This is a genomic window from Nonomuraea sp. NPDC050451, assembly GCF_044458585.1.
Genome location: NZ_JBITHZ010000063.1, coordinates 16,513 through 39,621 on the forward strand (window position 1 = coordinate 16,513; position 23,109 = coordinate 39,621).

A 23,109-nucleotide genomic window follows, 5' to 3' on the forward strand; every position below is an offset into this window, starting at 1 on the left:
ACGACAGACGGACGGGAAGATCCATGAGCCAAGAAAGCCGCCTCGACCAGGACACTCTCGACGCTCGGGAACAAGAAGCCGCAGACGGGTACGACCCGCACGCCGGCCAAGGATGCCCGCATGCCCGGTTCGTCCTCGACCCGGCCACCCCGAGCCTGCACGCCGACAACGACCGGCTGCGTGAGGCCGGCCCGCTCGTGCCCGTGACGGCCGAGGGCGTACCCGCCTGGGCCGCCACCCGCTACGCCACGCTGCTGACGGTGCTGACCCATCCGAAGCTGTCCAGGGACATCCGCCACTGGGCAACCCGCGACACCTGCCCGGCCGGCACCGCCATCGACCGCATCGTCACCGACACCTCGATGCTCAACGCCGAAGGCGACGACCACCGGCGCCTGCGCACCCCCGTGGCCGGCGCGTTCACCGCGCGCCGGCTCCAGCAGCTGCGCCCCAAGATCGAGGCGCTCACCGAAAGGCTCGTCGACGCGCTCGCCGAGCTGCCGCCCGACGAGCCGGTGGACCTGCGCAGGGAGTTCGCCTACCCGCTGCCGCGCGAGGTCATCTCCGAGCTGATCGGCATCCCGGCCGAGCACCAGGACGCGCTGCACGAGCTCTCCGACGCCGTGGCCCAGGTGTCCGACACCCTCGACGACTCGCCCGACGTACGCCGGGCCCTGCACGAACTGCTCGACCAGATCATCGAGGAGCGCCGGGAGACGCCCGGCGAGGACCTCATCACCGACCTGTTCAGGCTGCGCGAGAAGGACGGCGACCGGCTCTCCAGCGACGAGCTCTTCGCCACCATCGAGCTGCTGTTCATCGCCGGGCACGTCACCACCGTCAACCTCATCACCAACGCCATCGGCGCCCTGCTCAACCGGCCGGACCAGCTCGAACTGCTGCGCACCGGCCAGTGCGACTACGGCGCGGCGGTCGAGGAGACGCTGCGCTGGGACTCGCCGATCGCCTACTTCCCCATGCGCTACGCCGTCCAGGACATCGAGATCGACGGCGTGCGCCTGAGGACCGGCGAGCCCGTGCTGGCCTGCTTCGCCGCCTCCGGGCGCGACCCCGGCCAGTTCGGCGAGAACGCCCACCGCTTCGACATCACCAACCCGCCGAGCGCCCACCTGGCCTTCGGGCACGGGCCGCACTTCTGCCTCGGCGCGCCGCTGGCCAGGATCGAGGCCGAGATCGCGCTGAAAGCGCTGTTCGAGGCGTTCCCCGAGATCGCGCCCGCCGCGCGGCCCGAGGACCTGGCCCCGCTGGACACGCTGCTGGGCAACAGCACCCGCAGCATGCCCGTCCTGCTCGGCCCGCGCGCCCGCTGAAGCGCCCCGGACGGGCGGGCCTGCCCGTCCGGGGTCAGCGCACGCTCTCCGCGTGCCGGTCGTAGTGGCGCAGGAACAGCTCCTCCAGCGTCGGCGGCTGACTCACCAGGCTGCGTACGCCCGCCTCCGCGAGCCGGCGCAGCGCCGGGTCCAGCGCCACGTCGTCCACGCTGAACCGCACCCGCCCGTCACCGGCCCGCAGGTCGTGCACCCCCGGCAGCTCGGCCAGCCCGTCCGGCGGCCCCGCCAGCTCGGCCTCGATCGAGGTGCGGGTCAGGTGCCGCAGCTGCGCCAGCGTGCCCGTCTCGACCGTGCGGCCGTCCCGGATGATCGTCACCCGGTCGCACAGCGCCTCGACCTCGGCCAGGATGTGGCTCGACAGCAGCACCGTACGCCGCCCCCGCTCCTGCCTGACGCACTCCCTGAACACCTCCTCCATCAGCGGGTCCAGGCCGGACGTGGGCTCGTCCAGGATCAGCAGCTCCCCCTCCGAGGCCAGCGCGGCGACCAGGGCCACCTTCTGCCGGTTGCCCTTCGAGTACGTGCGCGCCTTCTTCCGCGGATCCAGGTCGAACCGCTCCAGCAGCTCCGCCTTGCGCCGCGCGTTCAGCCCGCCGCGCAACCGGCCCAGCAGGTCGATCACCTCGCCGCCCGACAGGTGCGGCCACAACGTCACGTCGCCCGGCACGTACGCCAGGCGACGGTGCAGCTCGCTCGCCTCCGACCACGGATCGCCGCCCAGCAGCCGGGCGGTGCCCCCGTCGGCCCGCACCATGCCCAGCAGGATCCGGATCGTCGTGCTCTTCCCCGCGCCGTTCGGCCCCAGGAAGCCGTGCACCTCGCCGGCCCGCACGCCGAGATCGAGCCCGTCCAGCGCCCTGGCCGTCCCGAACGACTTCACCAGCCCCTTCACCACGATGGCGTCAGTCATGGTGGTGCTCCTCCAGATTCACGCGGTCGCGCCCCGATCGAGGGCCTTCCTGGCCTCAGCGGCCTCCTCCAGGCTGAGCAGCGGGTGAGAGTAGAGGTCCACGATCACCCGCATCAGCTTGACCTGCCCCTCCGGGCTGGTCAGATCCACTCCCAGGCCACGCTCGACGTGCTGGCGGAGCACCGTGGCCGACAGCGCCATCGCCGCGATCATCGTCGAGCGGGACCGGGCGTCCACGTCGGGAGGATCGGGGCGGCTCTTGTCGGCCTCGACGATCCACCCCTCGCCGAGGTCGACCATCTCGTCGAACAGCGGCGCCGCCCACCCCTCCGTCAGCGCCCGCGCCAGATAGGGCTGGTACGGGCCCAGGACGGCGGCCGGGTTGAGCCCGGCGCCGTACGGGTCGGCCGCGGCCTGCTCGCTCAGCCTGCGGATCGTCTTCATCAGGTGCTCGTCGCACGCCTCGCGCAGCGCCTGCTTCGAGCCGAAATGATGGCGCACCAGGCCCAGGGACACACCGGCGCTCTCCGCGATGTCGCGGATCGTCGCCCGCTCGAAGCCGTGCTCGCCGATGTGCCGCATCGCCGCGTCCCTGATCCGCGCACGCGCCGTGAGATCCTCCGGATCCGGTACGGTCGTCATCCATTCCCCTGTATAGCTCGCTGTTCACCTGAAAAGCAGACTATACCTGTGTATAGCAGCCCCGCAACGCGCCCCCCGGCTACGCACAACGACCCGTCTCGTTCTACGCTCCATGCACGACGATCGGAGGCAACGCCGTGCCACAGCCCGACCCGGCGCCCATGCGCCTGGCCACCGCCATCCGCCCCTACGACTGGGGCTCGGTGACGGCCCTGCCGCAGCTCTTCGGCACCCCGCCCACCGGCCGGCCCCAGGCCGAGCTCTGGATGGGCGCCCATCCCGGCGACCCCTCCACCGTCGGCGGCACTCCGCTCAACGAGCTCATCGCCGACGACCCCGCCGGCACCCTCGGCGAGCCCACCGCCGCCCGCTTCGGCCCCGCCCTCCCCTACCTGCTCAAGGTCCTGGCCATCGAACGGCCGCTCTCCCTCCAGGTCCACCCCACCACCGAGCAGGCTCAGGCCGGGTTCGCCGACGAGGACGCCCGCGGCGTCCCCATCGACGACCCCACGCGCACGTACAAGGACACCTCGCACAAGCCCGAGATGGTCTGCGCGATCACCCCCTTCCACGGCCTGTGCGGCTTCCGCGACCCCGCCGCCACCGCCGCCCTCCTCGACCGCCTCGCCCTGCCGGACCCGGCCCCCTGGAGCGACCTGCTCAGGGCGGGCGACCTGCGGACCGTGTTCGCCCAGATGCTCGACGACTCCTACGGGCCGCTGCGCGCCCAGGTCGAGCAGGCCCTGCGCGAGTCGGACGACCCCGACCTGGCCGTCTACGGCGACCTCGCCCGCGCCTGCCCCGGCGACGCCGGCGTCACCGCCGCGCTCCTGCTGCACCACGTCAACCTGGCCCCCGGCCAGGCCCTCTACCTCGGCGCCGGGATCCCCCACGCCTACCTCGGCGGCATCGGCGTCGAGATCATGGCCAACTCCGACAACGTGCTGCGCTGTGGGCTCACCACCAAGCACATCGACGTGCCCGAGCTCATGCGCGTCGTCGACTTCACGCCGTCCGACCCGCACCTGGTCCGGCCGGAGCAGGACACGCCCGGCGAGCACCACTACCGGCCGCCGGCACCCGAGTTCGCCCTCACCCGCTACGACCTCGAGAGCGCCCACACGCTGCCCGGGGGCGTCCCCCAGATCGTCGTGTGCATCGACGGGGAGGCCCGCCTGGCCGACCTGACGCTGCGGCCGGGCGAGTCTGCGTTCATCCCCGCGGCCGCCGCTTCGACGCCGCTGGCCGGGAAGGGGACAACGTACCGCGCCGCGCCGGGCGCCTTTACATTGTAGATTCGCTACGACGTTTCGGTCCGGGGTTGAACGTCCCGTTCCTAGGCTCGCCCGCATGAACACTGTGACCATCGAGCCGAGCGTCCTGTACTTCGGAACCCCGGTCGTCCTGCTGTCCACGCAGAACCCGGACGGGACGTTCAACCTCGCCCCGATGTCCTCCGCCTGGGCGCTGGGCCAGGTGATCGTGCTCGGGCTGGGCGCCGAGGGGCAGACCGCCCGCAACCTTATGAACCGCCCGGAGGTGGTCGTCAACCTGCCCGCCCCCCACCAGTGGGAGGCGGTCGAACGGCTGGCGCCCCTCACCGGGCGGCATCCGGTGCCGGCGACCAAGCACGCGGGCTGCCGGTACGAGCCCGGCAAGTTCGCCGCGGCGGGGCTGCGGCCCGAGCCCTCCGAGACCGTGCGGCCGCCGCGCGTGGCCGAGTGCCCCCTCCAGTTCGAGGCGAGGGCGGAGCGGGTGGGCCACGACGTCTCCGGCTCGTTCGTGATTGTGGAGGCCGTCGTGAGCAGGGTGCACGCGGACCCGCGCATCGTCGTGCCCGGCACCCAGCACGTGGACCCGGGCACGTGGAGCCCGCTCATCTACAACTTCCGCCACTACTTCGGCCTCGGCCCCGAGCTCGGCCACTCCTACCGCAGCCAGACGCCCCGCTAGGGAGGAGGTCAGCCGGGCAGGCGCCGGACCTTGAGCACGTTGTCCGTGCGGGTGCCGGCCCGGCCGTCCGGATCGTCCTGGGCGCGCTCGTACTCCTCGCTGAGCAGCACCTCCCACTCACCCTCCGGCAGCCGCAGAGCGTCCAGGACCTCCTGCGGCGTGGGGAAGTGCACCTCGACGGGCGGGTTGTGCTCCCAGGACGGCCATCCCGCGTGCCCGACGACCAGCAGCACCCCGCCGGGAGCGACGGCCGACGCGGCGGCACGCAGGATCTCCTCGCGCGGCAGGTCCACGAACGAGTGCAGGAAGCAGGCCGAGACGAGGTCGAAGACGCCTTCGGGGAAGGACACGCCCAGGTCGTGCCGCTGCCAGTCGATGCGGTCGGCGACCCCCGCCTCCCTGGCGTGCGCGGCGGCGCGTTCGAGCGCCACGCCGGAGACGTCGGCCGCGGTGACCCGCCACCCCCTGCTCGCGAGCCAGACGGCGTCGCCCCCCTCACCGGACCCCAGGTCCAGCGCCGTGCCGGGCTCGAGGTCCGACACCTCGCGGACCAGCATCACATTGGGGTTTCCGCTCCAGATCCGCGTCTTCTCGGAGTAACGGGCGTCCCAGTACTCCTCGGGGGCCCCGGAGGAGGCGTCCATGGCGGCGACGGCGCGGCGGGTCTCCTCGGCGACCAGGTCGGCGTTGATCGCCGCCGCCGCCCGGACGCCCGCCGCCGCGGCGCCGATGACCTGCTCGTTCAGGGTGGTCACGTTCCCGGCCACCCACACCCCCGGCACGCCGGTGGCGCCCATCGGGTCGGCGGGCACGCGGGTGCCGATCACGTGCCCGGACATCTCCATCTCCTCCGTCTCCAGTCCCAGCCCGGCGAGCAGGCCCGCCTGGGCGGTGAGCCGGCCGGCTGTCGCGAGAGCCTGACAGGCGACCACGCTCCCGTCGGCGAGCCGCACCCCGGACAGCCTGCCGTCCGTCGCCTCCAGGCCCGCCACCTTGCCCTCGACCACGGTGACGCCCCTGGCGGCGAGCTGGCGCCGCTGGTCGTGGTCGAGCTCGGGCGCGGTGTTCGGGAAGAAGGTCACGTCGGCGCTCCACTGCCGCCACAGCAGCGCCTGGTGAACGGAGAGCGGCCCCGTGCCCAGGATGGCGATCGCCTGGTCGCGCACCTCCCAGCCGTGGCAGTACGGGCAGTGCAGGACGTCCTTGCCCCACCGCTCGGCCAGCCCCGGCACGTCCGGCAGCTCGTCGGTCAGGCCGGTGGTGACCAGCAACCGGTCCGCCTCGACCGTGGCGCCGTCCGCCAGCACGACGCGGAAGCCCCCGCCGTCGATCCGCTCGGCGGTGGTGACGGTGCCGGTCACGATCTCCCCGCCGTACCCGATCACCTCCTCCCGGCCGGCGGCCAGCAGCTCCAGCGGCGAGAGGCCCTCGCGCCCCAGGTACGTGTGCACGCCCTCGGCGGGCGCGTTGCGCGGCTGCCCGGCGTCGACCACGAGCACCTTGCGCCGCGCCCGGCCCAGCGTGAGCGCCCCGCTGAGTCCCGCGGCCCCGCCCCCGACCACCACCACGTCGTACTTCGTGTCCATCTCGTCTCTCCTCACGGTGATTCCGACGTCCGCCACTGTCCGCGCCTCGCGGCCGATTTGACAAATTTCATTGCCGAAATGGCAAAGTGGGTCGCATGGACGACCTCGACGACGTACTCCAGTCCGTGGGACCGCGGCTGCGCTCGGTGCGCCAGCAGCGCGGCGAGACGCTGGCGCAGCTGTCCACGAGCACCGGCATCTCCGTCAGCACCCTGTCCCGCCTGGAGTCCGGCCAGCGCAAACCGACCCTGGAGCTGCTCCTGCTGCTGGCCCGGGCACACCAGGTCCAGCTCGACGAGCTGATCGACGCGCCGATGACCGGTGACCCGCGCGTGCACCTGCGCCCTTTCCAACGCCACGGCACGACGTTCATCCCGCTGAGCCGCCGGCCCGGCGGGGTGCAGGCGTACAAGCAGATCTTCCCGCCGCACTGGCCGGGCTACGAGCCGGGGCCGTCGGACCAGAAGGTCCACGAGGGCTACGAGTGGATCTACGTGCTGGCGGGGCGGCTGCGGCTGCTCCTCGGGGAGCACGACGTGATCCTGACGGCGGGGGAGGTGGCGGAGTTCGACACGCGGACGCCGCACGCGTCCTCCAACCCCGGCCCGGAGCCGACCGAGATCCTCGCCCTGTTCGGCCCCCAGGGGGAGCGCATGCACGTCCGCGCCCGCCCCACCGGCCGGTGAACGCCCCGTGGTCTGGTGCATGATGATGCACGTGACCGAGTCGGTGATGCGGTGGGTGCGGCGGCACCGGCCGGACGGCAACCCGCTGCGGCGGCGCTCCGACCGCCTGGAGAGCATCGCGCTGCTCGTGACGGTGGTCCTCGTCCTGCTCAGCGTGTGGCCCGCGGCGGCGGCGGGGCGGCAGTCGTACGAGCACGCGCTGCCGGCCCTCGGCGACGGGCGCCGGGAGGTGGTGGCGACGTTGCTGGCGGACGCGCCGGTCACGCGCCTGTCGTTCGGGGAGGCGCCCCGGAGCGAGCCGGCCCCGGCACGCTGGACGGCGCCTTCCGGCCTGGAGCAGACCGGCCGGGTGATGGCGCCGCCCCTGGCCAGGGCGGGCACGGAGGTGCGGATCTGGGTCGATCCCGGCGGCCGGCGGGTCAGCGCGCCGCCGAGCCCCGGCGACCTCCTGGTCACGGCCGTGGCGACGGCGCTGCTGCTGGTGCTGGCGGCGGCGGTGGTCGCGGTGGTGGGGTTCGCGGGCTTCCGGCTGCTGCTCGACCGGGGACGATACCGCGAGTGGGAGGCCGCCTGGTCGCTGGCCGACGCGCGGTGGCGGCGCCGGCGCTCGTGGTAGGCCTCGATTCCGTCCTATACCGAAATCGCATGCCTGGTCAGGGGGCGAGTCAAGGGCCCGCCCAGGTCAAGGGCGATATTCGCGCGGATCGCGGTGATCTCCGGGCGTCTAAGGTGTAGGGGATGGGACGCGTCACCCGGATGAACGGGGTGCGGGCGCGGGGCGCCCTGCCCGGCCAGGCGGAGCTGGAGCCGCCACGGCCGGTGCGGGCGCCCCGCTGACGCACTCAGGCGTCCGGGAGCCGGTCGGTGCCGAAGCCGTCGAGCGCCTCGCGCTCCTCCAGGTCGCGCAGCTCCTCGAAGACCGTGATGTGCAGGCCCGCGGGCGCGTCCAGCCGGGCGTTCAGCGACTCCCAGGGCGTGACCGTGGGCGGCGCCACCTCCGTCGCGCCCGCCGCCACCAACCGCTCGGTGGTGCCCCGCGCGTCGTCCACTTCGAACGCCACCCGGAGCTTCGGCGCCACCTGCCGTCCCACCTCGACCTCGTCGATCATCTTCTTCTGCGCCGGGTTCGCGATCTCCAGCGTGGCCCGCCCGGCGTCCAGGATCGCCACCCGCGCGCCGTCCCCGCCGGAGAACGCGGCCTGCTCGGGCAGGCCCAGCACGTCACGGTAGAAGGCCAGCGCGGCCTCGTAGTCCTCGGCCTCCACGACGAGCCGGAGCTGCCGTACAGGGCGGTCGTCGATGGGTGCGCTCATGCGATCTCCTCAGCGGGAATGCGGGCGTTCATTGCCTCGTGCAACCCACCTGCCCCGCCCGTTCATCCCGCTCCCATGGTTCGAGAAACCTCTAAGTGTTTCCGGGAACCCTCCCGCCACCGGAAGAGTCCTTTCAAGCAAAAGGGGCCGCCTCAGGGAGGCTGTATGAACGGGGCTTTACACACGGCTGCCATCGTGCTACTCGCGCTGGTCGTCCTCACCGCGATCCGGACGCAGTTCGCGTTGTTCCGCGCCCGCTCCGTCGCGGCGGGCGACCGCCACCGGCTGAGCGTCTACGAGGCGGCGTTCCTGGCGGGCGGGCCGCGGCGGGTCATCAACACGGCGCTGGTGTCGCTGGTCTCGCAGGGCGGGGTGCGGGTGTCGAGCGAGGGGCTGGTCACGCCGGTGAAGGGGTTCCGGGTGACCAAGTCGGCGCCGGTCGAGCGGGCGCTCTACCGGCACGTGCGTTCGGGCGGGGGGCCGCACACGACGGCCGAGCTGCGGCACCAGACGGTCCGCGATCATGCGATGCGGCGGCTGGCCACGCCGTTGTGGAGACAGGGCTTCCTGATGTCGCCGGCCGAGCGGAGGCGGTCGCGGCGGCGTACGAGCTGGCTGGCCGTCCTCGCCGGGCTGGCGATGGTCGTGGCCGTGGTGAGCCTGCTCCTGCGCGCCCCGCTGGTCACGATCGTGATCGCCGGGGCGGCCGCGGTGGCCGGCGTGCTCTGCTTCTTCCTGCTGCGGCGCTCCATGGCGAACCCGGTGACCAGGGCCGGGCGGGCCGCTCTGCGGCAGGCCGACGACCTGGCGGACGGGTCCTGGAAGGCCTCGGACGACGTCGGGGTGGTGGCGCTGCAGGGGCTTACCGAGCTGCCGGACCGGCGGCTGGCCGACTCGCTGGCCCGCGACACGCGCGCCAGGAGCCACGGCGGGCTGGTGGCGGCGTGCTGCGCGCCCGGCCAATGCGGGTCGTACGGCGGCCCCTCCTCCTCCTACGGCGACCCCTCGTACGGTGGCGACGGGGGCGGGTTCTTCGACTTCGGCGGCCTGTTCGACGGGGGCCGCGGGTCTCACGGCCATGACGGCGGAGGCTGGGGCGGCTCGGACGGAGGAGGCGGGTCCGACGGCGGGGGCGGTGGCGGCGGATGCGGCGGAGGCGGCAGCGGCCCCTGACGCCGTCAGCCGCGCCCGTACCGGTCCTCGGCCCGCCAGAAGTACCAGAACCCGAAGATCAGCGAGAACACCGCCCAGAACACGCACGACACCCACACCGTCCGCGGCGGGACGTGGCTCCCGATCAGGATGTCGCGCATCCACTCGATGTAGGAGGCCGCCGGGTTCAGGTACATCACCGTCGCCACCCATTCCGGCAGGCGCGCGCTGTTGACGACCTTGTCATGGATGGCGAAGAACACCCCGGACGCGTACAGCCACGTCCGCATGATGAACGGCAGCAACTGGCTGAGGTCCCGCAGCGTGGATCCCAGCCTGGCCAGCACCAGCCCCGCCCCGATGTTGAACGACGTCTGCAGCGTCAGCACGATCGGCACCATCAGCCAGAACCACGTGGGGAACTCCCCCGTCACCGTCACGATCACCAGCAGCACGCCCATCGAGATGGTGAGCTGCTGCAGCTCCTGGATCGTGTACGCCAGCGGCAGCGACGCCCGGGGGAAGTGCAGGGCGCGGATCAGCGACAGGTTGCCGGAGATCGACTTGGCGCCCGCGGTGACGGTCCGCTGCGTGTAGGTGAACACGAACATCCCGGTCAGCAGGAACGCCGGGTAGTTGTCGATGTTCTTGCTGCCGCCGAGGATGAGGCCGAACATCACGTAGTAGATGGCCGCGTTCAGCAGCGGAGTGAGGACCTGCCACAGCTGGCCCAGCGCGGACCCCGAGTATTTGGAGACGTTGCGCGAGGTCGCGTACGTCAGGATGAAGTGCCGCCGCTCCCACAGCTGACGCGAGTAGACGGACAGTCTCGGGCGCGCGATGGCGGGGCGCAGCCCGTGTTTCCTGGCGAGTTCGGCCAGCGACCCGCTCTCCGGCGCGGCGTTCTCCAGTTGGCTCATGAGCACCTCGCTGCGGTTGCGGTCCCCGGCCCCGGTCCTGGCGGCGCGCGCCGGTCCCAGATGCCGAGGCTAACGGATCAACCGGCGTCATCGCAGCTAGCGGGCGGTAGCCGTTTCCGTGCCGCGCGGCCGGGACGGTGTCCTTATCGGGCGATGTGGGGACGCACCATCTCATCCAGCGCCGCGACTGCGGCCCCGCTCAGGAGGCGGGGACGTTCACGCCCGTCACCGCGAAGCGTTCGACGGTCGCCACGTGGCCGCCGGTGGAGGCCACGACGGTCAGCGTCCGTCCCGGGGGCGTCTTGAAGGAGACCCGAGCCGACCACGGCGAGCCGGTGCCGCCGGCGCCCACGCAGCACGACTCCCCCATCGGAGTGACCGAGCCGGGCCGGCGGACCTGGACCTTGACGCTCTCGTCCACGCCCGTGATCCGGCCGCCCACGGTCAGCGGGGACCGCACGGTGGCGCCGTAGCGGGGTCTGGTGAGCGAGAACGAGGTGTCGTCCGTGCCCACCACCTCCCACGGCGCGTCCTCGCCCGAGCCGTACTTGACCAGGTGCACGACGGCCGCCACCAGCAGTCGCGGGCCCTCCTCGGCCTGGTAGGCGACGTGCACCCGCGCGTGGTCGCCCTGCCGGACGGACTTGGCAACCCGGTCGATCTCGGTGAAGCGGAGGAAGTCGCGGGTGAAGGCGAGCGCGGTGCGGCGGGCGTCGAGGTGCCACGCGTCGCGGCCGTCCCTGCGGTGCGCCTCCCGCCACGCCATCGCCTCTCCAGGAGTGGAGAACGGCCACAGCGGCTGGTAACGTCCGGCGACCAGGCCCCCGCGCGGGGTCGGCGTGCCGCTGCCGGGAGGCGTGGTCTTGGGGCTGCCCGGCGGGGTGGTCTCCTCGGGTGAGGCCGTCACGGTGACCGAGGCCCGTGGATCGCCCACGGCCCCGCAGCCGGCGGCCCCCACCGCGAGCACGATCAGCACCGGAAGGACTGGCCCGGTGAAGCGTTTCATGCGGCACCTCCTGACAGTGGCGATCGTGCCCGGCCGGCTACCGAAGTATCCCAGCCGACCGCCTCTGATCAGCAGCGAAACGCCGGGCCGCTACATGCCGTGGATGCGCCGGCCCGCGATCTGATGGGGGACGATGCGGATGTAGAGGCGGCGTTCGCCGCCGGCCCAGGGCGTGACGCCCGAGTCGGCCACCTCCTCCATCTCCTCCGGCGTCACGTGGTGGGCGGGCCCCTGCACCAGGACGCTCCACCCTTCGCGGTTGGCCTCGTCGATCTTGTCGACCTCGAACGCGATCTTGATGTCCACCCCTTCCAGCCCCGAGCGGAGATCCTGGTCCATCGGGCCGCCGGACGCGGTGCGGAAGACGATCACGCCGTGGTGCAGCTTGTAGTTGACGGGCAGCACGGTGGGCCCGCGCGAGCCGCTGAACGCCACCCGCCCGATCCCGCCCGGCGAGATCAGCCGCAGGCACTCCTCCCGGTCCAGCACCTCCATCGTCGGGTTGGCCATGGCGGGGCCGTGCCCGGGCGGGCGGTCCAGGCCGCCGCCCAGCAGCTCGTGCACCGTGGTCTGCAGCGCGTCCGCCAGGCGGTAGAGCGCGCCGGTGTCCGGCATATCGGGATTTTCCTCTAGATATCTCAGGTAGCCGGGTGACATGGCCGCGCGCTCGGCGATCTGCTCACGGCTCAGGCCGAGGCGTTCGCGGCAGTGGATGAGACGGCGTCCGAGATCTCCGGTGCCAGTCATGATCGTTTCTCCTCGCGTGTAAGTACGGCGCGCGGTGCCGTTCACGCGTGCCTCGTGATGGTCGGCGTCGATGAAGATCTGGCGCCCGTGGTAGCGGATGGGCATGGACAGCACCCCGAGCCGGCCGGGCAGCAGCGGATCCAGCCGCAGCCCGTCCGGCCGCAGCTCCAGGCCCAGGTAGCAGCGTTGCAGGAGGTCCAGGGTGCCGCCCATGGCGCCCAGGTGGATGCCCTCCGCGGTGGTGCCGCCCTGGACGTCCCCGATGTCGCTGTAGAGGGCCTCGGTGAAGAATCTCCAGGACTGCGCCCTGTTGAAGCGGGCCAGCACCCAGGCGTGCACGACCGCGCTGAGCGTCGAGCCGTGGCTGGTGCGGGCCAGGTAGTAGGAGACGGTACGGGAGATCAGCCCGCGTCCGACCGGGTAGCCGAGCCGTTCCAGGAGGCCGGTCAGCTCCTCGCCGGTCAGGAGGTAGCAGAGCATGAGGGTGTCGGCCTGCTTGGAGGCCTTGTAGCGGTTGACGTCGTCGCCCTCCGCCTCCAGCGCCCGGTCCAGGCGCCGTACGCCGCGGTAGCGCTCCCAGTCGAGCTCCAGCAGGTCCCCGTAGCCGGTGAACTGGCTGATCACGCCGTCGTGGAAGTCCACCCGCAGGCGGCGGCTGACGTCGTCCCAGCGGGCCAGCTCGTCCGCCGCGGGCCGCAGGTCCGGCGCCAGCGCGGCGGCGTCGCGGGCGCGCAGGAGCAGCCACGCGGTCATGACGTTGGTGTAGGCGTTGTTGGCCAGCCCCGGCCCGGCAGCGCCCGGGTAGCCGTCGTGGTATTCGTCGGGTCCCATGACGCCGCGGATCTCGTAGCGGTCGCCGTGGAGCACCGCCAGCGAGGCGAAGAACCTGGCGATGTCGAGCAGCAGCTCCGCGCACCAGGCCGGCATGGCGCCGGTGGCCAGGTAGTGCTGCCACACGTTGTAGGCGATGGCCAGGCCGACGTGCCGCTGCAGGCCGGAGCGGTCGGGCAGCCAGTGTCCGGAGGCCGGGTTGAGGTGCAGGGCCGGGGTCTCCTCGCGGCCGTCGCTGCCGCTCTGCCACGGGAACATCGCGCCCTCGTGCCCGGCCGCCCTGGCCGCCGCCCTGGCCTCCGGCAGCCGCCGCCAGCGGTAGCGCAGCAGGCCGAGCGAGACCTCGGGGAAGCGCAGGCTCAGCCACGGCTGCACGAACAGCTCGTCCCAGAACACGTGCCCCCGGTACGCCTCCCCGTGCAGGCCGCGGGCGGGCACGCCCACGTCGAGGTCGGCGGTGTGCGGGGAGAGCGTCTGGAGCAGGTGGAAGATGTGCACGTGGACGGCCTGCGCCAGCCGGTGCCCGCCCACGTCGAGACCGGCCCGCCGCCACAGCCGCTCCCACGCCGCCTCGTGGCCGGCCAGCAGGCCGTCGAACGGGGGCGCGCGGCGCACGTGCCCGAGCGCCGCCGTACGCGGGTCGTGGACGGCGGGGTCGCGCGACGTCGTCAGCGCCACGATCTTGGTGACCGTCGCGGGCCGGCCCCGGGCGAGGTCGAGCACGTGCTCGGAGAAGACGTGGCCGGGGCGGGGCCGGGGCCGCGCTCCGGGCGTCAGGTCCGGGGCCGGCGACGGGGCACCGGTGTCGACCCGGCCGGCCAGGGCCACGGTGACGTGTGAGCTCCGGGTGCTCGCCGTCAGCCAGGCCAGGTGGTCCTCGGAGCCGGTCGCGTGCCCGGTGAGGTGGTCGCCGCGCAGGTCGCGGTAGCGGGCCACGCCCCGGTTGGACACCCGGCCGTCCAGGGTGGCGCGCACGCGCATCGGCCCCGACCAGTTCTCGGCGGTGAACGTGGTCTCCAGGGCGGCCAGGTACGGCTCGGCCATCGACACGAGGCGGCGCTGCCGTACCCGGGTGACCCGGCCCTCGCCGTCGCGCCAGCGCAGGTCGCGCACCAGCACGCCGTGCCGCAGGTCGAGCTCGTGCCGGTAGGCCAGCAGCGCGGCCCGCTCGGGCCGGAACCACGCGCACCCCGGGGTGGCGAACGTCAGCGGCAGCCAGTCGGGCAGGTTGACGATGTCCTCGTTGGTCACGGTGACCCCGGCGACGATCGAGTCGAGCCGGTTGTAGCAGCCCGCCACGTAGGTGCCCGGCGTGCGCGGCTCGCCGTCCGGGGTGGCGCCCCGGGTGGCGAGCCTGCCGTTGCCGAGCGTGCACAGCGCCTCCCGCGCCCCCTCCCCGCTGGGGTCGAAGCCGTCGTACACGAGCGTCCAGTCGTTCATGGCCGTCCCACCGGCACGCGGCCGGAGACGTCCGTGTCGGCCAGATCGGCGACCACGACGTCCGCCCCGGCGGCCCGCATCGCGCGGGCACCGGCCCCCGCGGCCCCCGGACCGTCCCCCGGCACCCCGGACCCGCTCCTGTCCACCCCGGACCCGCTCCTGTCCACCCCGACGACCAGGCCGAACCCGCCCCTTCGCGCGGCCTCGACGCCCGGCAGGGCGTCCTCCACGATCGCCACCACATCGGGGGGCAGTTCCAGGCGGCGCGCGGCCTCCAGGAACAGCGCGGGATCCGGCTTGCCGGGCAGCCCCAGCTCGGCGGCGTCCTCGCCGCCGAGCACCACGTCGAACAGGTGCAGCAGGCCCGCCGACGACACCACCGCATGGCAGTGCCTGCTGGCAGAGACGACGCCGGTGCGGCAGCCGCGCTGCCGCAGCTCGTGCAGCAGGACGACGGTGGAGGGGAAGGCGGCCACGCCGTGGTGCGCGATCGCCTCCACGAACAGCGCGTCCTTGGCCAGCCCCAGCCCGTGCACCGTCTCCGCCCCCGGCTCGTCCTGCGGGCCGCCCTCGGGGATCGAGATGCCGCGCGAGGCCAGGAACGTGCGCACCCCGTCCAGCCGGGGCCGCCCGTCCACGAAGGCCAGGTAGTCGGCGCGCACGTCGAACGGCGCGGAGCGGCCCCGCAGGAACGCGTCGAACACGTGCTTCCACGCGGCGGCGTGCACCCGCGCCGTGTCGGTGACCACGCCGTCGGTGTCGAAGACGACCGCCCGGAGCCTGGTCAGGTCGAAAGTGGCCATATCGAGCACGCTACCCACGCCCGTGGCGGCCAGCCCTGCCACCTGACCAGGCACGACACGCCCTCCGGGCCGGCGTCCTCATGGGCAGCCCGTCGCGGCGAAGGCGAGGAACTGGGTCACCTCGCGCTGGTCGAAGTTGTCGTCCGAGCCGATCACCAGCGTGCACGTCCCGTCGGCCAGGCGCGGCCCCCAGGCCAGGCTCTCGAGGTTCTGCACCGGGGGGCGGAAGGAGCCGAGGTCGTAGACCAGCCGCTTGGTCACCGGCCGGTACGGCGCGCCCTGCGCCAGGTCGTCCCTGGCCAGCACGTTCGTGGCGCCGCGCAGGTCGATCTCGTAGAGCTTGACCCGGTAGTTGACGCCCTGGATCCAGGACCGCTCCAGCGCGAGATAGCGGTCGTCGTCGATGGCCAGGATCTCCGACACGCCGCTGTCGGCCTCCCCGTCGGGCGGGATCGGCGCGGTGGGCAGCGGGTCGAGCGGGTAGGCGTACTGGGCGCGCGCGATGCCGAGGCGGTTCCACACGGTCAGGCGCGCGGGCGCGCCGCGCGCCACCGAGGGCACGGGCCCGTCCTCGTAGCGCGGGCCCTCGGTGACGGCGGTGACGCCGCTTTCCGTGACCGCCACTCCTTCGAAGCCGAAATTACGCCGGGGCCCTCTTTCGGTGTTCGTCAGCCGCAAATTCTGCGGCACCCGCAATTCTCCGGCATTACGCCCCTGAACGTCGGTCGTGTGCACGGCGGAGGCGGAAATCGGAATGGCCTGGTTCGCGCTGTCCGGCCGGTCCCCCTCGTCTCCCCATATCAGCCGCCCGCTCCACCGGTCGTATCTGATCGACTCGGGGTCGGCCGAGCCCGGCTGCCCGTAGGCCGGGTACGCCGTGCCGTCGGCCCTGGTCAGCGTCCTGACCCCGGTCACCCGCACGCCGACGAACTCCCCCGTCTCCCGGTCGAAGTCCAGCTGCCCGGTGTAGAAGCGGGCGGGGTTGTAGCGCCAGCGGTCGTCGGAGATGAAGTACCAGGTGCCGGTGCCGGGATCGCGGTCGATCCCCGACAGCCCGCCCACCGTGGTGTCCTCGAACTTCAGCAGGTGCGACAGCCGCTGCTCCCCGAGGAAGCGCGTGATCCGCACGGGATCCCGCTGTGCCGCCGACGCCGGAGGGGTGGCGCTCGCCACCACCGTGAAAGCGACGGCGATTTGCATGATTCTCCGCGATCGAGCCATCTGACCCCCGTAATTCAATGCCGAACCGACGGAGAAAATGAAAGCGCGGATCAGAGGCGAAGTCCACGGACAAATAACAGCATGCCGCCCATCAAAAGGGGCAAATCATTCCAAAAAAAGCCGTTCAGCTGTCCTGGAGGGAGACGGCCACACCGTCGAGGATGAGCCGCAGCCCGTGCGCGAACGCCTCCTCGCTCGTGGGGGTCCCGCCCTCGCGCACGCCCGCGACCGTCAGCGGGAAGTCGGCGTACGCGTCCAGGTCCCGGACCTCGCCCCGCTCCCGGCGTTCGCGCTGGGCCTGCTCGTTGAGCACGAAGCCGAGGGTGTAGTGGCTGACGGACCCGATGGCGTGCAGGCCCTGGCCGGGCGTGAACCCCAGCCCGACCAGGGTCTTCAGCTCCTCCTCGAACCCCCGCGCCACGCTCGCGCCCGGGTCGCTCCCGGTGACCAGCCGCGCCCCGTCACGGTGGCTCAGCAGCATGCGCCGGTAGCGGTGGGCGCGCCTGGTCAGCCACTCCCGCCAGGTCTCGCCCTCCCGGGGGCCGCCCATCTCGGGGGCGAGCAGCTCGCGCGCCATCTCGTTCAGCAGTTCCTGCTTGTTGCGGAAGTGCCAGTAGAGCGCCGGGTTCTGCACGCCGAGGCGGGCGGCGAGGCGGCGTACCGACAGCCCGTCGAGGCCCACCTCGTCGAGCAGTTCCAGCGCGGCGCGCACGACCGTGTCCCGCGCCAGTCCCTTCTGTGCCATCGCGGGACACCTTAACATCGCTAAGGACGCGTGCCGATCACGGCGGTGGCGTCCAGCTCGTCCGAGCTCGCGACCCGGGCGGCCAGCCCCGCCCGGGCGACGGCCTCGGCGGTTTCGGCGGCCTGCCGCTCGCTCGTCTCGACCAGGAGGTGGCCGCCGGGCGCGAGCCAGCGCGGCGCGCCCGCGATCACCCGCCGCACGACGTCGAGCCCGTCGCCGCCGCCGTCGAGCGCCATGAGCGGCTCGTGCAGCCGGGCCTCGGGAGGCAGCAGGACGATGGAGCCAGAGGGCACGTACGGGGGGCTCGCGATCACGATGTCCACCCGGCCCAGCAGCGAGGCGGGCAGCGGCTCGTACAGGTCGCCCTGGTAGACCCGGCTCGTGAGCGCGCCGCCCGGCGGGAGGGGCACGGCGGCGAGATTGCGGCGGGCACACCGCACGGCGGCCGGGTCGAGGTCGACGGCGTGCAGCTCGGCCGCCCCCAGCCCCGCGGCCAGCGCCGCCCCCGCCGCGCCGCTGCCGCAGCACAGGTCGAGGACCACCGGCGGCCCGGCGACCCGGCGGGCCAGCGCGGCGGCCTGTCCGATGAGGAACTCGGTGCGCGGCCTGGGCACGAACACCCCCGGCTCCACGACCATCCGCAGGCCGCAGAACTCCGCCCAGCCGAGGACGTGCTGGAGGGGTTCGCCGACGACGCGGCGCTCGACCATCGCGGCGAGCTCGGCGAGGGTGCGGGCGGTGGAGACGAGCAGCTCGGCCTCGTCCTCGGCGAACACGCAGCCGGCGGCACGCAGCCTGGTGACGACGGCGGGGATGGAGACAGCCGAGGGGACAGCTGACGAAAAAACCGACATGAGAGCCTTTCGGGATGCCGATGGGCGCTCCCGCGGTCACCTAATCCTGATCGTGGGGAGGGAGCACCCGGCCTGCCACAGCGTTGATGGGTCTCACCTCCTAAGGACGATCTCCCCGAGAGCGTACCAGAGCCTTCCTCGCGTCCGGAGGCGGCGGTCGAGATCGTGCCGTAACCGGCACGTGGGACGGCCCCGTCCGGGTGATCGGCGGGATTCCGGGGTCCCGGTAGGGTCTGGATCACGACCCTGCGACCTCCTGGGAGAGCGTCATGAGCATCGCCCCGTACACCGTGACCGACCCTGTCTCCGAGCACGGCGAGGGGCCCGTGTGGTCGAGCCGATGGGGCGGGCTGCGGTGGGTGGACATGCTGGCCGGCGACGTGCTGGCGCTCGACCCGCAGGGCGGGGTGCGCCGCCGCCACGTGGGCAAGGTGGCCGCCGCCCTTCGGCCGCGCGCGTCGGGCGGCTACGTGGTCGCGGGCGAGCGTGAGCTGCTGCTGTCCGACGGCGACGATCTGGACGCCCCGCTGCGCTCCCTGGGCGAGGCGTGGAGCGACGCCGGGGTCCGCATGAACGACGGCGGCTGCGACCCCGACGGCCGCTTCTACATCGGCAGCATGGCCTACGACGAGACCCCCGGGGGCGGGTCGTTCTACGTGGCCGGGCCCGGCGGCGACCTGCGGGTGGTGCTGCCGGAGGTGACGATCTCGAACGGGTTCGACTTCAGCCCGGACGGCTCCCTGGCCTACTACGCCGACACCACGACCGGCCGGGTCGACGTGCTCGACTACGACCCGGAGGGCGGGCTGAGCGGGCGCCGCCCGTTCGCCGTCGTCGACCCGGAGCACGGGGCTCCCGACGGGCTGACCGTCGACGCCGAGGGCGGGGTCTGGGTGGCGCTGTGGGAGGGCGCGGCCGTGCACCGCTACGACGCGAGCGGCCGGCTCGACGCCGTCGTCAGCCTGCCGGTACGGAGGGTCACGGCGGTGACGTTCGGCGGCGAGGGCCTCGACCGGCTGTTCATCACCACCTCCGCGCTCGGCGTGGACCGGGCGGAGCAGCCGGACGCGGGCGCGGTCTTCGCCGCCGACCCCGGCGTCCAGGGACGGCCGGTCCTCCTCACTACCTTGTGAGAGTGCTAACCTAAGCCTTCTAGGAAAACAACTAGAAGGCTTAGGTTCAGGAGGTGGCCATGGCGCGTGCCGGGCTGACGGCGGACCTGGTGACCGAGGCGGCCGCGGAGCTGGCCGACGAGGTCGGGTTCGACAACATCACCGTGTCCGCGCTGGCACGCCGGTTCGGGGTCGCGGACGCGAGCCTGTACTCGCACGTCAAGAACCTCAAGGACCTGCGGGTCCGGGTGGCGGTCCTGGCCGCCCGCGACCTGGCCGACCGGCTCGCCGACGCGACGGCGGGGCGGGCGGGCAAGGAGTCGCTGGCCGGGTTCGCCAGTGCGTGGCGCGAGTTCGCGCGGACCCGGCCCGGCCGTTACCAGGCCACCCAGATGCCCCTGGACGCCGCCGTGGTGGCCGAGTCCCCGGGGCATCTGCGGATCATGTCCATCACGTACGCGCACCTGAGCGCGTACGGGCTGCCCGAGCCGGACCTGACCGACGCCATCCGCCTGCTGCGCAGCACGTACCAGGGATTCTTCAGCCTGGAGGCGAGCGCCGGGTTCAACCACCCGCGCGACCTCCAGGACAGCTGGACGAAGATCCTCGACGTGCTCGACGTCGCGCTGAGGCATTGGCCGAGCAACCCCCAAGGAAACGATCATGAATCCCCTCACTGAGAACGACATCCGCGCGTCCTTCGTCAACTGCTCCAAGGGCGAGGCCCGCCGGGTCGGCCTTCCGCGCGACCTGTCCGAGTCCCCCTGGACCGACCTCGACTTCCTGGGCTGGCGTGACCCGGGGGCGCCCGAGCGGGCATATCTGGTGACCGAGCGCGGCGACGAGCCGGTCGGCGTGGCGCTGCGCCTGGCGCAGGAGGTGCGCAGGAGCTTCACGAAGTCCACACTGTGCTCGGTCTGCGTGACGCCGCACTCGGGCACCGGGGTGGCGCTGTTCACCGCGCCCAGGATCGGGGCGGCGGGCCGCCAGGGCAACACGGTCGGCGCCTACATGTGCGCGGACCTGGCCTGCTCCCTCTACGTCCGCGACAGGAAGCGGACGGAGCTGGGCACCCGGTTCGAGTCGCTGACCGTCGAGGACCGGATCGTGCGGGCCACCGCGAACCTGGACGGGTTCCTGGAGCGGGTGCTCGACGGCGACCTGAAGTGACGGGGCTTGGTGGAGGCGAACGTCCTGAAGTGACGGAGCTTGGCGGGGGCGACGTCCAGCGCGCGTCCGCGGACGGGAAGGGCCGTCCGCGGCGCCGTCCGGGCGCTCTGTGAGGCGCCGGTGTGGGCGTCGCCCATAGCTTGGACAGCGCTTGCCCGCCCGGCGGTTCCATCGAAACGCCGGCGAACCCGCATCCGCCTCAACCGCGCAGCTCCGGCGTGTGATCCTTGAGCGTGTCCAGGAAGGCCGCCGCCAGCCGGCTCCGGTGGCCGCGCCGCCTTCGGACGACGACCACGGGCAGGCCCGCGTCCATGCTCTCCACCTCGATCGCCCGCAGGCTGCCGATGCGCAGCTCCTCCCGGACGCTGCCGGTGGGCATGAGGGCGACGCCCAGCCCGGCCTCGACCAGCCTGCGCTGCGCGGTGAGGCTGTCGATCCTGGTGATCGCGGGGTCGGCCAGGCCGGAGGCGAGCAGGAGGCGTTCGAGCAGGTGGCCGAAGGAGTCGGACTGACCCCGCTCGGGCGGGAAGCCGAGCCACCGCTCCCTCTGCAGCGCCCGCAGGTCGGGCAGGCGGCGGGCGGTGACCGGGTGCGAGGCGGGCACCACGACCAGGAGCTTCTCCACGCCTAGCGGGATCGACTCCAGCTTGGGGTCGGCGTCGGAGAAGTAGCGAAGTCCCAGCGACGCCTCGCCTCCGCGCACGAGCGCGCTCACCTCGCGGCTGGTCGCGGTGCGCAGCTCGACCGAGGCGTCGGGGAACTCCGCCTCGAACGCGCGCAGCGCCCGGACGATGTGCGAGTCGGCCAAGGTGCCGACGATGGCCAGGCTGAGGGCCTGCGCCTCGGCGGGCTCCCGCGACAGGTCCCGTACGGCGCGCTCGCCGTCGCGCATCGCGGCGAGGGCGGCCTCGGCGTACGGCAGCAGCGCCCGTCCCGCCTCGGTGAGCACCACCCGGCGACCGGCCCGCTCGAACAGCGCCGCGCCCAGCGAGCGCTCCAACTCCCTGATCCGGCGGCTGATCGCGGGCTGGGACCGGTCGAGCCTCCTGGACGCCTCGGTGAACCCGCCCAACTGGGCGATGCACACGAACGCCTCGAGCTCTTCCACCGTCACGATCCATCAGTATTCCTGATGCCAAAAGTCAGATCTATGCATTTGACGGATCCTTCAGGCGACGACGACAGTGGGCTCATGACCGATCAGATGACCAGGGCCATCCGATTCCGGGCTCTCCACGAGCGGCCGGAGCCCCTCCTGCTGCCCAACCCGTGGGACGCCGGAACGGCGCGGCTGCTGGCCGGGCTCGGCTTCGACGCGATCGCCACCACGAGCCTCGGCGTGGCCAACATGCTCGGCCGCACCCGGGCCGGCCGGCAGGACGTCCTCGACAACTGCCGCCTCATCAGCGAGGCGACACCCCTGCCCGTGAACGCCGACCTCGAGAACGGCTTCGCCGACGAGCCCGCCGAGGCGGCGAAGATGATCGAGGACGCCTGCGCGTGCGGCGCCGTCGGGGCGTCCATCGAGGACGCGACGGGCGACCCCCGGGCGCCGATCTACGACTTCGGGCTCGCCGTCGAGCGGATCCACGCGGCCGTCGAGGTCGCCCGCGGGCTGCCCGTCCCGCTCGTGCTGACCGCCAGGGCCGAGAACCTCCTGTACGGCGTCGCCGGCCTGGACGACACGATCAAGCGCCTGCAGGCGTTCGAGGCGGCGGGCGCCGACGTCCTGTACGCGCCGGGACTGCGCACGCTCGACGAGATGCGCGCGGTCGTCTCCTCCGTCGGCAGGCCGGTCAACGTCGTGATGGGCTTCGCGGATCCCTCGATCACGCTGGAGCAGCTCGCCGAGATCGGCGTGCGCCGGGTGAGCATCGGAGGCGCGCTCTCCCGGCTCGCCCTGCGGTCATTCCTGGACGGAGCCCGGCAGATGCGGGCGGGACGGTTCGGGTTCGTCGCCGAGATGGCCTCGATCTCCGAGCTCCACGAGGCGTTCGCACCGCCGCCCGAGTAGATCGCCGACGCCCGAGCACCACCGTCGAGCAGATCGCCGACGCCCGATCACCGCCGCCCGAGCAGGTCGCCGGTGGCTCACCGGGAGAGCAGCCACCGCCAGCGCGGCAGCTCCAGCACCACGGTGACCGCGGCCAGCGCCGACACCGCCACGGCGACGACGACGGGCCAGGCGGCCCACGCCGCCGCCACCGCGGCCACGAGCTGCAACAGGACCAGCGCGATCGTCACCGGCCCCGGCACCGCGACGATCACGTTGCGTTTGTCGCCCGGCGTCGAGAACAGCGTGGGCAGGCCGATCAGCACGACGACCGACAGCACGGCCAGCGGCACGGAGTGCGGGGCGAGGGCCCACGGGGTCGCGACCCAGGCGATCAGCTCGGTGGCGAACCGGAACGCGGAGGCGACGCGGTCGTCCGGGCGCGGGGTGGAGGGCATGCGCGAAATCTACCGGGTGCGCCTCGCGTGATCCGCGGCGGCATGGGACGTCAGCCGACCACGACCCGCCGCCGGGCGTCGGGGCTGTGGTCGATGAGCCGGCCCCGAAGCGGAATCGGGCTAGAAGTCCATGTCGCCGCCGCCCGGCATGGCCGGAGCAGCAGCGTTCTTCTCGGGCTTCTCCGCGATGACGGCCTCGGTGGTGAGGAAGAGCG

General features: G+C 72.8%; 23 protein-coding genes. 10 read left to right on the forward strand and 13 right to left on the reverse strand.

Annotated features, from left to right (window positions below):
• The first annotated feature begins 23 nt into the window (after nucleotides 1–23).
• Entirely contained in the window at nucleotides 24–1,331 is a 1,308-nt protein-coding gene (locus ACIBI9_RS64615) for a cytochrome P450 (RefSeq protein ID WP_397238519.1), read from the forward strand.
• Nucleotides 1,332–1,365: 34 nt separating this feature from the next.
• On the opposite strand, the gene ACIBI9_RS64620 is transcribed toward ACIBI9_RS64615, so the two are convergent.
• Entirely contained in the window at nucleotides 1,366–2,262 is an 897-nt protein-coding gene (locus ACIBI9_RS64620) for an ATP-binding cassette domain-containing protein (RefSeq protein ID WP_397238521.1), read from the reverse strand.
• Nucleotides 2,263–2,280: 18 nt separating this feature from the next.
• Complete coding sequence (locus ACIBI9_RS64625) at nucleotides 2,281–2,904, reverse strand: TetR/AcrR family transcriptional regulator (RefSeq protein ID WP_397238523.1); 624 nt, start codon at nucleotides 2,902–2,904, stop codon at nucleotides 2,281–2,283.
• A gap of 137 nt (nucleotides 2,905–3,041) precedes the next feature.
• Between ACIBI9_RS64625 and manA the strand changes: the two genes are divergently transcribed.
• Together manA and ACIBI9_RS64635 are read left to right on the forward strand one after the other, a co-directional pair.
• Entirely contained in the window at nucleotides 3,042–4,199 is a 1,158-nt protein-coding gene (gene manA, locus ACIBI9_RS64630; RefSeq protein ID WP_397238525.1) for a mannose-6-phosphate isomerase, class I, read from the forward strand.
• Nucleotides 4,200–4,254: 55 nt separating this feature from the next.
• Nucleotides 4,255–4,857 (forward strand): flavin reductase family protein, encoded by a 603-nt coding sequence (locus tag ACIBI9_RS64635; RefSeq protein WP_397238527.1) that lies wholly within the window; start codon nucleotides 4,255–4,257, stop codon nucleotides 4,855–4,857.
• 8 nt (nucleotides 4,858–4,865) lie between these two features.
• Here ACIBI9_RS64635 and ACIBI9_RS64640 read toward each other — a convergent pair whose 3' ends face one another.
• Nucleotides 4,866–6,443, reverse strand: a complete 1,578-nt coding sequence (locus ACIBI9_RS64640; protein WP_397238529.1) for an FAD-dependent oxidoreductase — start codon at nucleotides 6,441–6,443, stop codon at nucleotides 4,866–4,868.
• Between the two features lie 95 nt (nucleotides 6,444–6,538).
• Between ACIBI9_RS64640 and ACIBI9_RS64645 the strand changes: the two genes are divergently transcribed.
• Both ACIBI9_RS64645 and ACIBI9_RS64650 read left to right on the forward strand, forming a co-directional pair.
• Nucleotides 6,539–7,129 (forward strand): cupin domain-containing protein, encoded by a 591-nt coding sequence (locus ACIBI9_RS64645; RefSeq protein WP_397238531.1) that lies wholly within the window; start codon nucleotides 6,539–6,541, stop codon nucleotides 7,127–7,129.
• A 31-nt stretch (nucleotides 7,130–7,160) separates the two neighbouring features.
• Nucleotides 7,161–7,745: a hypothetical protein gene (locus ACIBI9_RS64650; protein WP_397238533.1), complete on the forward strand. Its 585-nt coding sequence runs from the start codon at nucleotides 7,161–7,163 to the stop codon at nucleotides 7,743–7,745.
• A 226-nt stretch (nucleotides 7,746–7,971) separates the two neighbouring features.
• Here the strand turns inward: ACIBI9_RS64650 and ACIBI9_RS64655 are convergent, their stop codons facing one another.
• Nucleotides 7,972–8,442, reverse strand: a complete 471-nt coding sequence (locus ACIBI9_RS64655) for a VOC family protein (protein WP_397238535.1) — start codon at nucleotides 8,440–8,442, stop codon at nucleotides 7,972–7,974.
• 165 nt (nucleotides 8,443–8,607) lie between these two features.
• Between ACIBI9_RS64655 and ACIBI9_RS64660 the strand changes: the two genes are divergently transcribed.
• The gene (locus tag ACIBI9_RS64660) at nucleotides 8,608–9,615 is read left to right on the forward strand and encodes a TIGR04222 domain-containing membrane protein (RefSeq protein ID WP_397238537.1); all 1,008 of its coding nucleotides are present in this window, start codon (nucleotides 8,608–8,610) and stop codon (nucleotides 9,613–9,615) included.
• A gap of 5 nt (nucleotides 9,616–9,620) precedes the next feature.
• On the opposite strand, the gene ACIBI9_RS64665 is transcribed toward ACIBI9_RS64660, so the two are convergent.
• The 7 genes from ACIBI9_RS64665 to ACIBI9_RS64695 all read right to left on the reverse strand — a co-directional run bounded on the left by ACIBI9_RS64665 (nucleotide 9,621) and on the right by ACIBI9_RS64695 (nucleotide 18,161).
• Nucleotides 9,621–10,514, reverse strand: coding sequence for an ABC transporter permease (locus ACIBI9_RS64665; RefSeq protein WP_397238539.1), 894 nt, complete (start codon nucleotides 10,512–10,514; stop codon nucleotides 9,621–9,623).
• 199 nt (nucleotides 10,515–10,713) lie between these two features.
• Nucleotides 10,714–11,520 carry a hypothetical protein gene (locus ACIBI9_RS64670; protein WP_397238541.1) on the reverse strand — a complete coding sequence of 269 codons (807 nt, stop codon included), beginning with the start codon at nucleotides 11,518–11,520 and terminating at the stop codon, nucleotides 10,714–10,716.
• Nucleotides 11,521–11,610: 90 nt separating this feature from the next.
• Nucleotides 11,611–14,538, reverse strand: a complete 2,928-nt coding sequence (locus tag ACIBI9_RS64675; RefSeq protein ID WP_397238542.1) for a pyridoxamine 5'-phosphate oxidase family protein — start codon at nucleotides 14,536–14,538, stop codon at nucleotides 11,611–11,613.
• Entirely contained in the window at nucleotides 14,535–15,341 is an 807-nt protein-coding gene (locus tag ACIBI9_RS64680) for an HAD-IA family hydrolase (protein WP_397238544.1), read from the reverse strand. Before ACIBI9_RS64680 ends, ACIBI9_RS64675 begins: the two co-directional genes overlap by 4 nt.
• A 78-nt stretch (nucleotides 15,342–15,419) precedes the next feature.
• Nucleotides 15,420–16,541, reverse strand: a complete 1,122-nt coding sequence (locus ACIBI9_RS64685; protein WP_397238546.1) for an esterase-like activity of phytase family protein — start codon at nucleotides 16,539–16,541, stop codon at nucleotides 15,420–15,422.
• Nucleotides 16,542–16,686: 145 nt separating this feature from the next.
• On the reverse strand, nucleotides 16,687–17,307 hold the full coding sequence (locus ACIBI9_RS64690) for a TetR/AcrR family transcriptional regulator C-terminal domain-containing protein (protein ID WP_397238548.1): 621 nt from the start codon (nucleotides 17,305–17,307) through the stop codon (nucleotides 16,687–16,689).
• Between the two features lie 20 nt (nucleotides 17,308–17,327).
• Nucleotides 17,328–18,161, reverse strand: coding sequence for a putative protein N(5)-glutamine methyltransferase (locus ACIBI9_RS64695; RefSeq protein WP_397238550.1), 834 nt, complete (start codon nucleotides 18,159–18,161; stop codon nucleotides 17,328–17,330).
• Nucleotides 18,162–18,430: 269 nt separating this feature from the next.
• Here ACIBI9_RS64695 and ACIBI9_RS64700 point away from each other — a divergent pair, with 269 nt between their 5' ends.
• Genes ACIBI9_RS64700 through ACIBI9_RS64710 form a run of 3 tightly spaced genes read left to right on the forward strand, consistent with a single transcriptional unit; the run spans nucleotide 18,431 to nucleotide 20,443 of the window.
• On the forward strand, nucleotides 18,431–19,294 hold the full coding sequence (locus tag ACIBI9_RS64700) for an SMP-30/gluconolactonase/LRE family protein (protein ID WP_397238552.1): 864 nt from the start codon (nucleotides 18,431–18,433) through the stop codon (nucleotides 19,292–19,294).
• A gap of 59 nt (nucleotides 19,295–19,353) precedes the next feature.
• A complete protein-coding gene (locus ACIBI9_RS64705) occupies nucleotides 19,354–19,953 on the forward strand; it encodes a TetR/AcrR family transcriptional regulator (protein ID WP_397238554.1) in 600 nt (199 codons plus the stop codon).
• Nucleotides 19,937–20,443 (forward strand): FBP domain-containing protein, encoded by a 507-nt coding sequence (locus ACIBI9_RS64710; protein ID WP_397238556.1) that lies wholly within the window; start codon nucleotides 19,937–19,939, stop codon nucleotides 20,441–20,443. The genes ACIBI9_RS64705 and ACIBI9_RS64710 overlap by 17 nt, the downstream gene beginning before the upstream one ends.
• Before the next feature lie 199 nt (nucleotides 20,444–20,642).
• On the opposite strand, the gene ACIBI9_RS64715 is transcribed toward ACIBI9_RS64710, so the two are convergent.
• Entirely contained in the window at nucleotides 20,643–21,551 is a 909-nt protein-coding gene (locus ACIBI9_RS64715) for a LysR family transcriptional regulator (RefSeq protein WP_397238558.1), read from the reverse strand.
• Between the two features lie 84 nt (nucleotides 21,552–21,635).
• Between ACIBI9_RS64715 and ACIBI9_RS64720 the strand changes: the two genes are divergently transcribed.
• A complete protein-coding gene (locus ACIBI9_RS64720; protein ID WP_397238560.1) occupies nucleotides 21,636–22,457 on the forward strand; it encodes an oxaloacetate decarboxylase in 822 nt (273 codons plus the stop codon).
• Between the two features lie 77 nt (nucleotides 22,458–22,534).
• On the opposite strand, the gene ACIBI9_RS64725 is transcribed toward ACIBI9_RS64720, so the two are convergent.
• Complete coding sequence (locus ACIBI9_RS64725) at nucleotides 22,535–22,894, reverse strand: hypothetical protein (protein WP_397238562.1); 360 nt, start codon at nucleotides 22,892–22,894, stop codon at nucleotides 22,535–22,537.
• Between the last annotated feature and the right edge of the window lie 215 nt (nucleotides 22,895–23,109).

Coding starts and splice junctions, on each gene's coding strand:
- ACIBI9_RS64665 (WP_397238539.1), bottom strand. CDS start 10,514: ATGAGCCAACTGGAGAACGCCGCGCCGGAGAGCGGGTCGCTGGCCGAA.
- ACIBI9_RS64705 (WP_397238554.1), top strand. CDS start 19,354: ATGGCGCGTGCCGGGCTGACGGCGGACCTGGTGACCGAGGCGGCCGCG.
- ACIBI9_RS64660 (WP_397238537.1), top strand. CDS start 8,608: ATGAACGGGGCTTTACACACGGCTGCCATCGTGCTACTCGCGCTGGTC.
- ACIBI9_RS64640 (WP_397238529.1), bottom strand. CDS start 6,443: ATGGACACGAAGTACGACGTGGTGGTGGTCGGGGGCGGGGCCGCGGGA.
- ACIBI9_RS64625 (WP_397238523.1), bottom strand. CDS start 2,904: ATGACGACCGTACCGGATCCGGAGGATCTCACGGCGCGTGCGCGGATC.
- ACIBI9_RS64700 (WP_397238552.1), top strand. CDS start 18,431: ATGAGCATCGCCCCGTACACCGTGACCGACCCTGTCTCCGAGCACGGC.
- ACIBI9_RS64720 (WP_397238560.1), top strand. CDS start 21,636: ATGACCGATCAGATGACCAGGGCCATCCGATTCCGGGCTCTCCACGAG.
- ACIBI9_RS64680 (WP_397238544.1), bottom strand. CDS start 15,341: ATGGCCACTTTCGACCTGACCAGGCTCCGGGCGGTCGTCTTCGACACC.
- ACIBI9_RS64645 (WP_397238531.1), top strand. CDS start 6,539: ATGGACGACCTCGACGACGTACTCCAGTCCGTGGGACCGCGGCTGCGC.
- ACIBI9_RS64615 (WP_397238519.1), top strand. CDS start 24: ATGAGCCAAGAAAGCCGCCTCGACCAGGACACTCTCGACGCTCGGGAA.
- ACIBI9_RS64675 (WP_397238542.1), bottom strand. CDS start 14,538: ATGAACGACTGGACGCTCGTGTACGACGGCTTCGACCCCAGCGGGGAG.
- ACIBI9_RS64690 (WP_397238548.1), bottom strand. CDS start 17,307: ATGGCACAGAAGGGACTGGCGCGGGACACGGTCGTGCGCGCCGCGCTG.
- ACIBI9_RS64685 (WP_397238546.1), bottom strand. CDS start 16,541: ATGCAAATCGCCGTCGCTTTCACGGTGGTGGCGAGCGCCACCCCTCCG.
- ACIBI9_RS64635 (WP_397238527.1), top strand. CDS start 4,255: ATGAACACTGTGACCATCGAGCCGAGCGTCCTGTACTTCGGAACCCCG.
- ACIBI9_RS64655 (WP_397238535.1), bottom strand. CDS start 8,442: ATGAGCGCACCCATCGACGACCGCCCTGTACGGCAGCTCCGGCTCGTC.
- ACIBI9_RS64725 (WP_397238562.1), bottom strand. CDS start 22,894: ATGCCCTCCACCCCGCGCCCGGACGACCGCGTCGCCTCCGCGTTCCGG.
- ACIBI9_RS64670 (WP_397238541.1), bottom strand. CDS start 11,520: ATGAAACGCTTCACCGGGCCAGTCCTTCCGGTGCTGATCGTGCTCGCG.
- ACIBI9_RS64710 (WP_397238556.1), top strand. CDS start 19,937: ATGAATCCCCTCACTGAGAACGACATCCGCGCGTCCTTCGTCAACTGC.
- ACIBI9_RS64620 (WP_397238521.1), bottom strand. CDS start 2,262: ATGACTGACGCCATCGTGGTGAAGGGGCTGGTGAAGTCGTTCGGGACG.
- ACIBI9_RS64695 (WP_397238550.1), bottom strand. CDS start 18,161: ATGTCGGTTTTTTCGTCAGCTGTCCCCTCGGCTGTCTCCATCCCCGCC.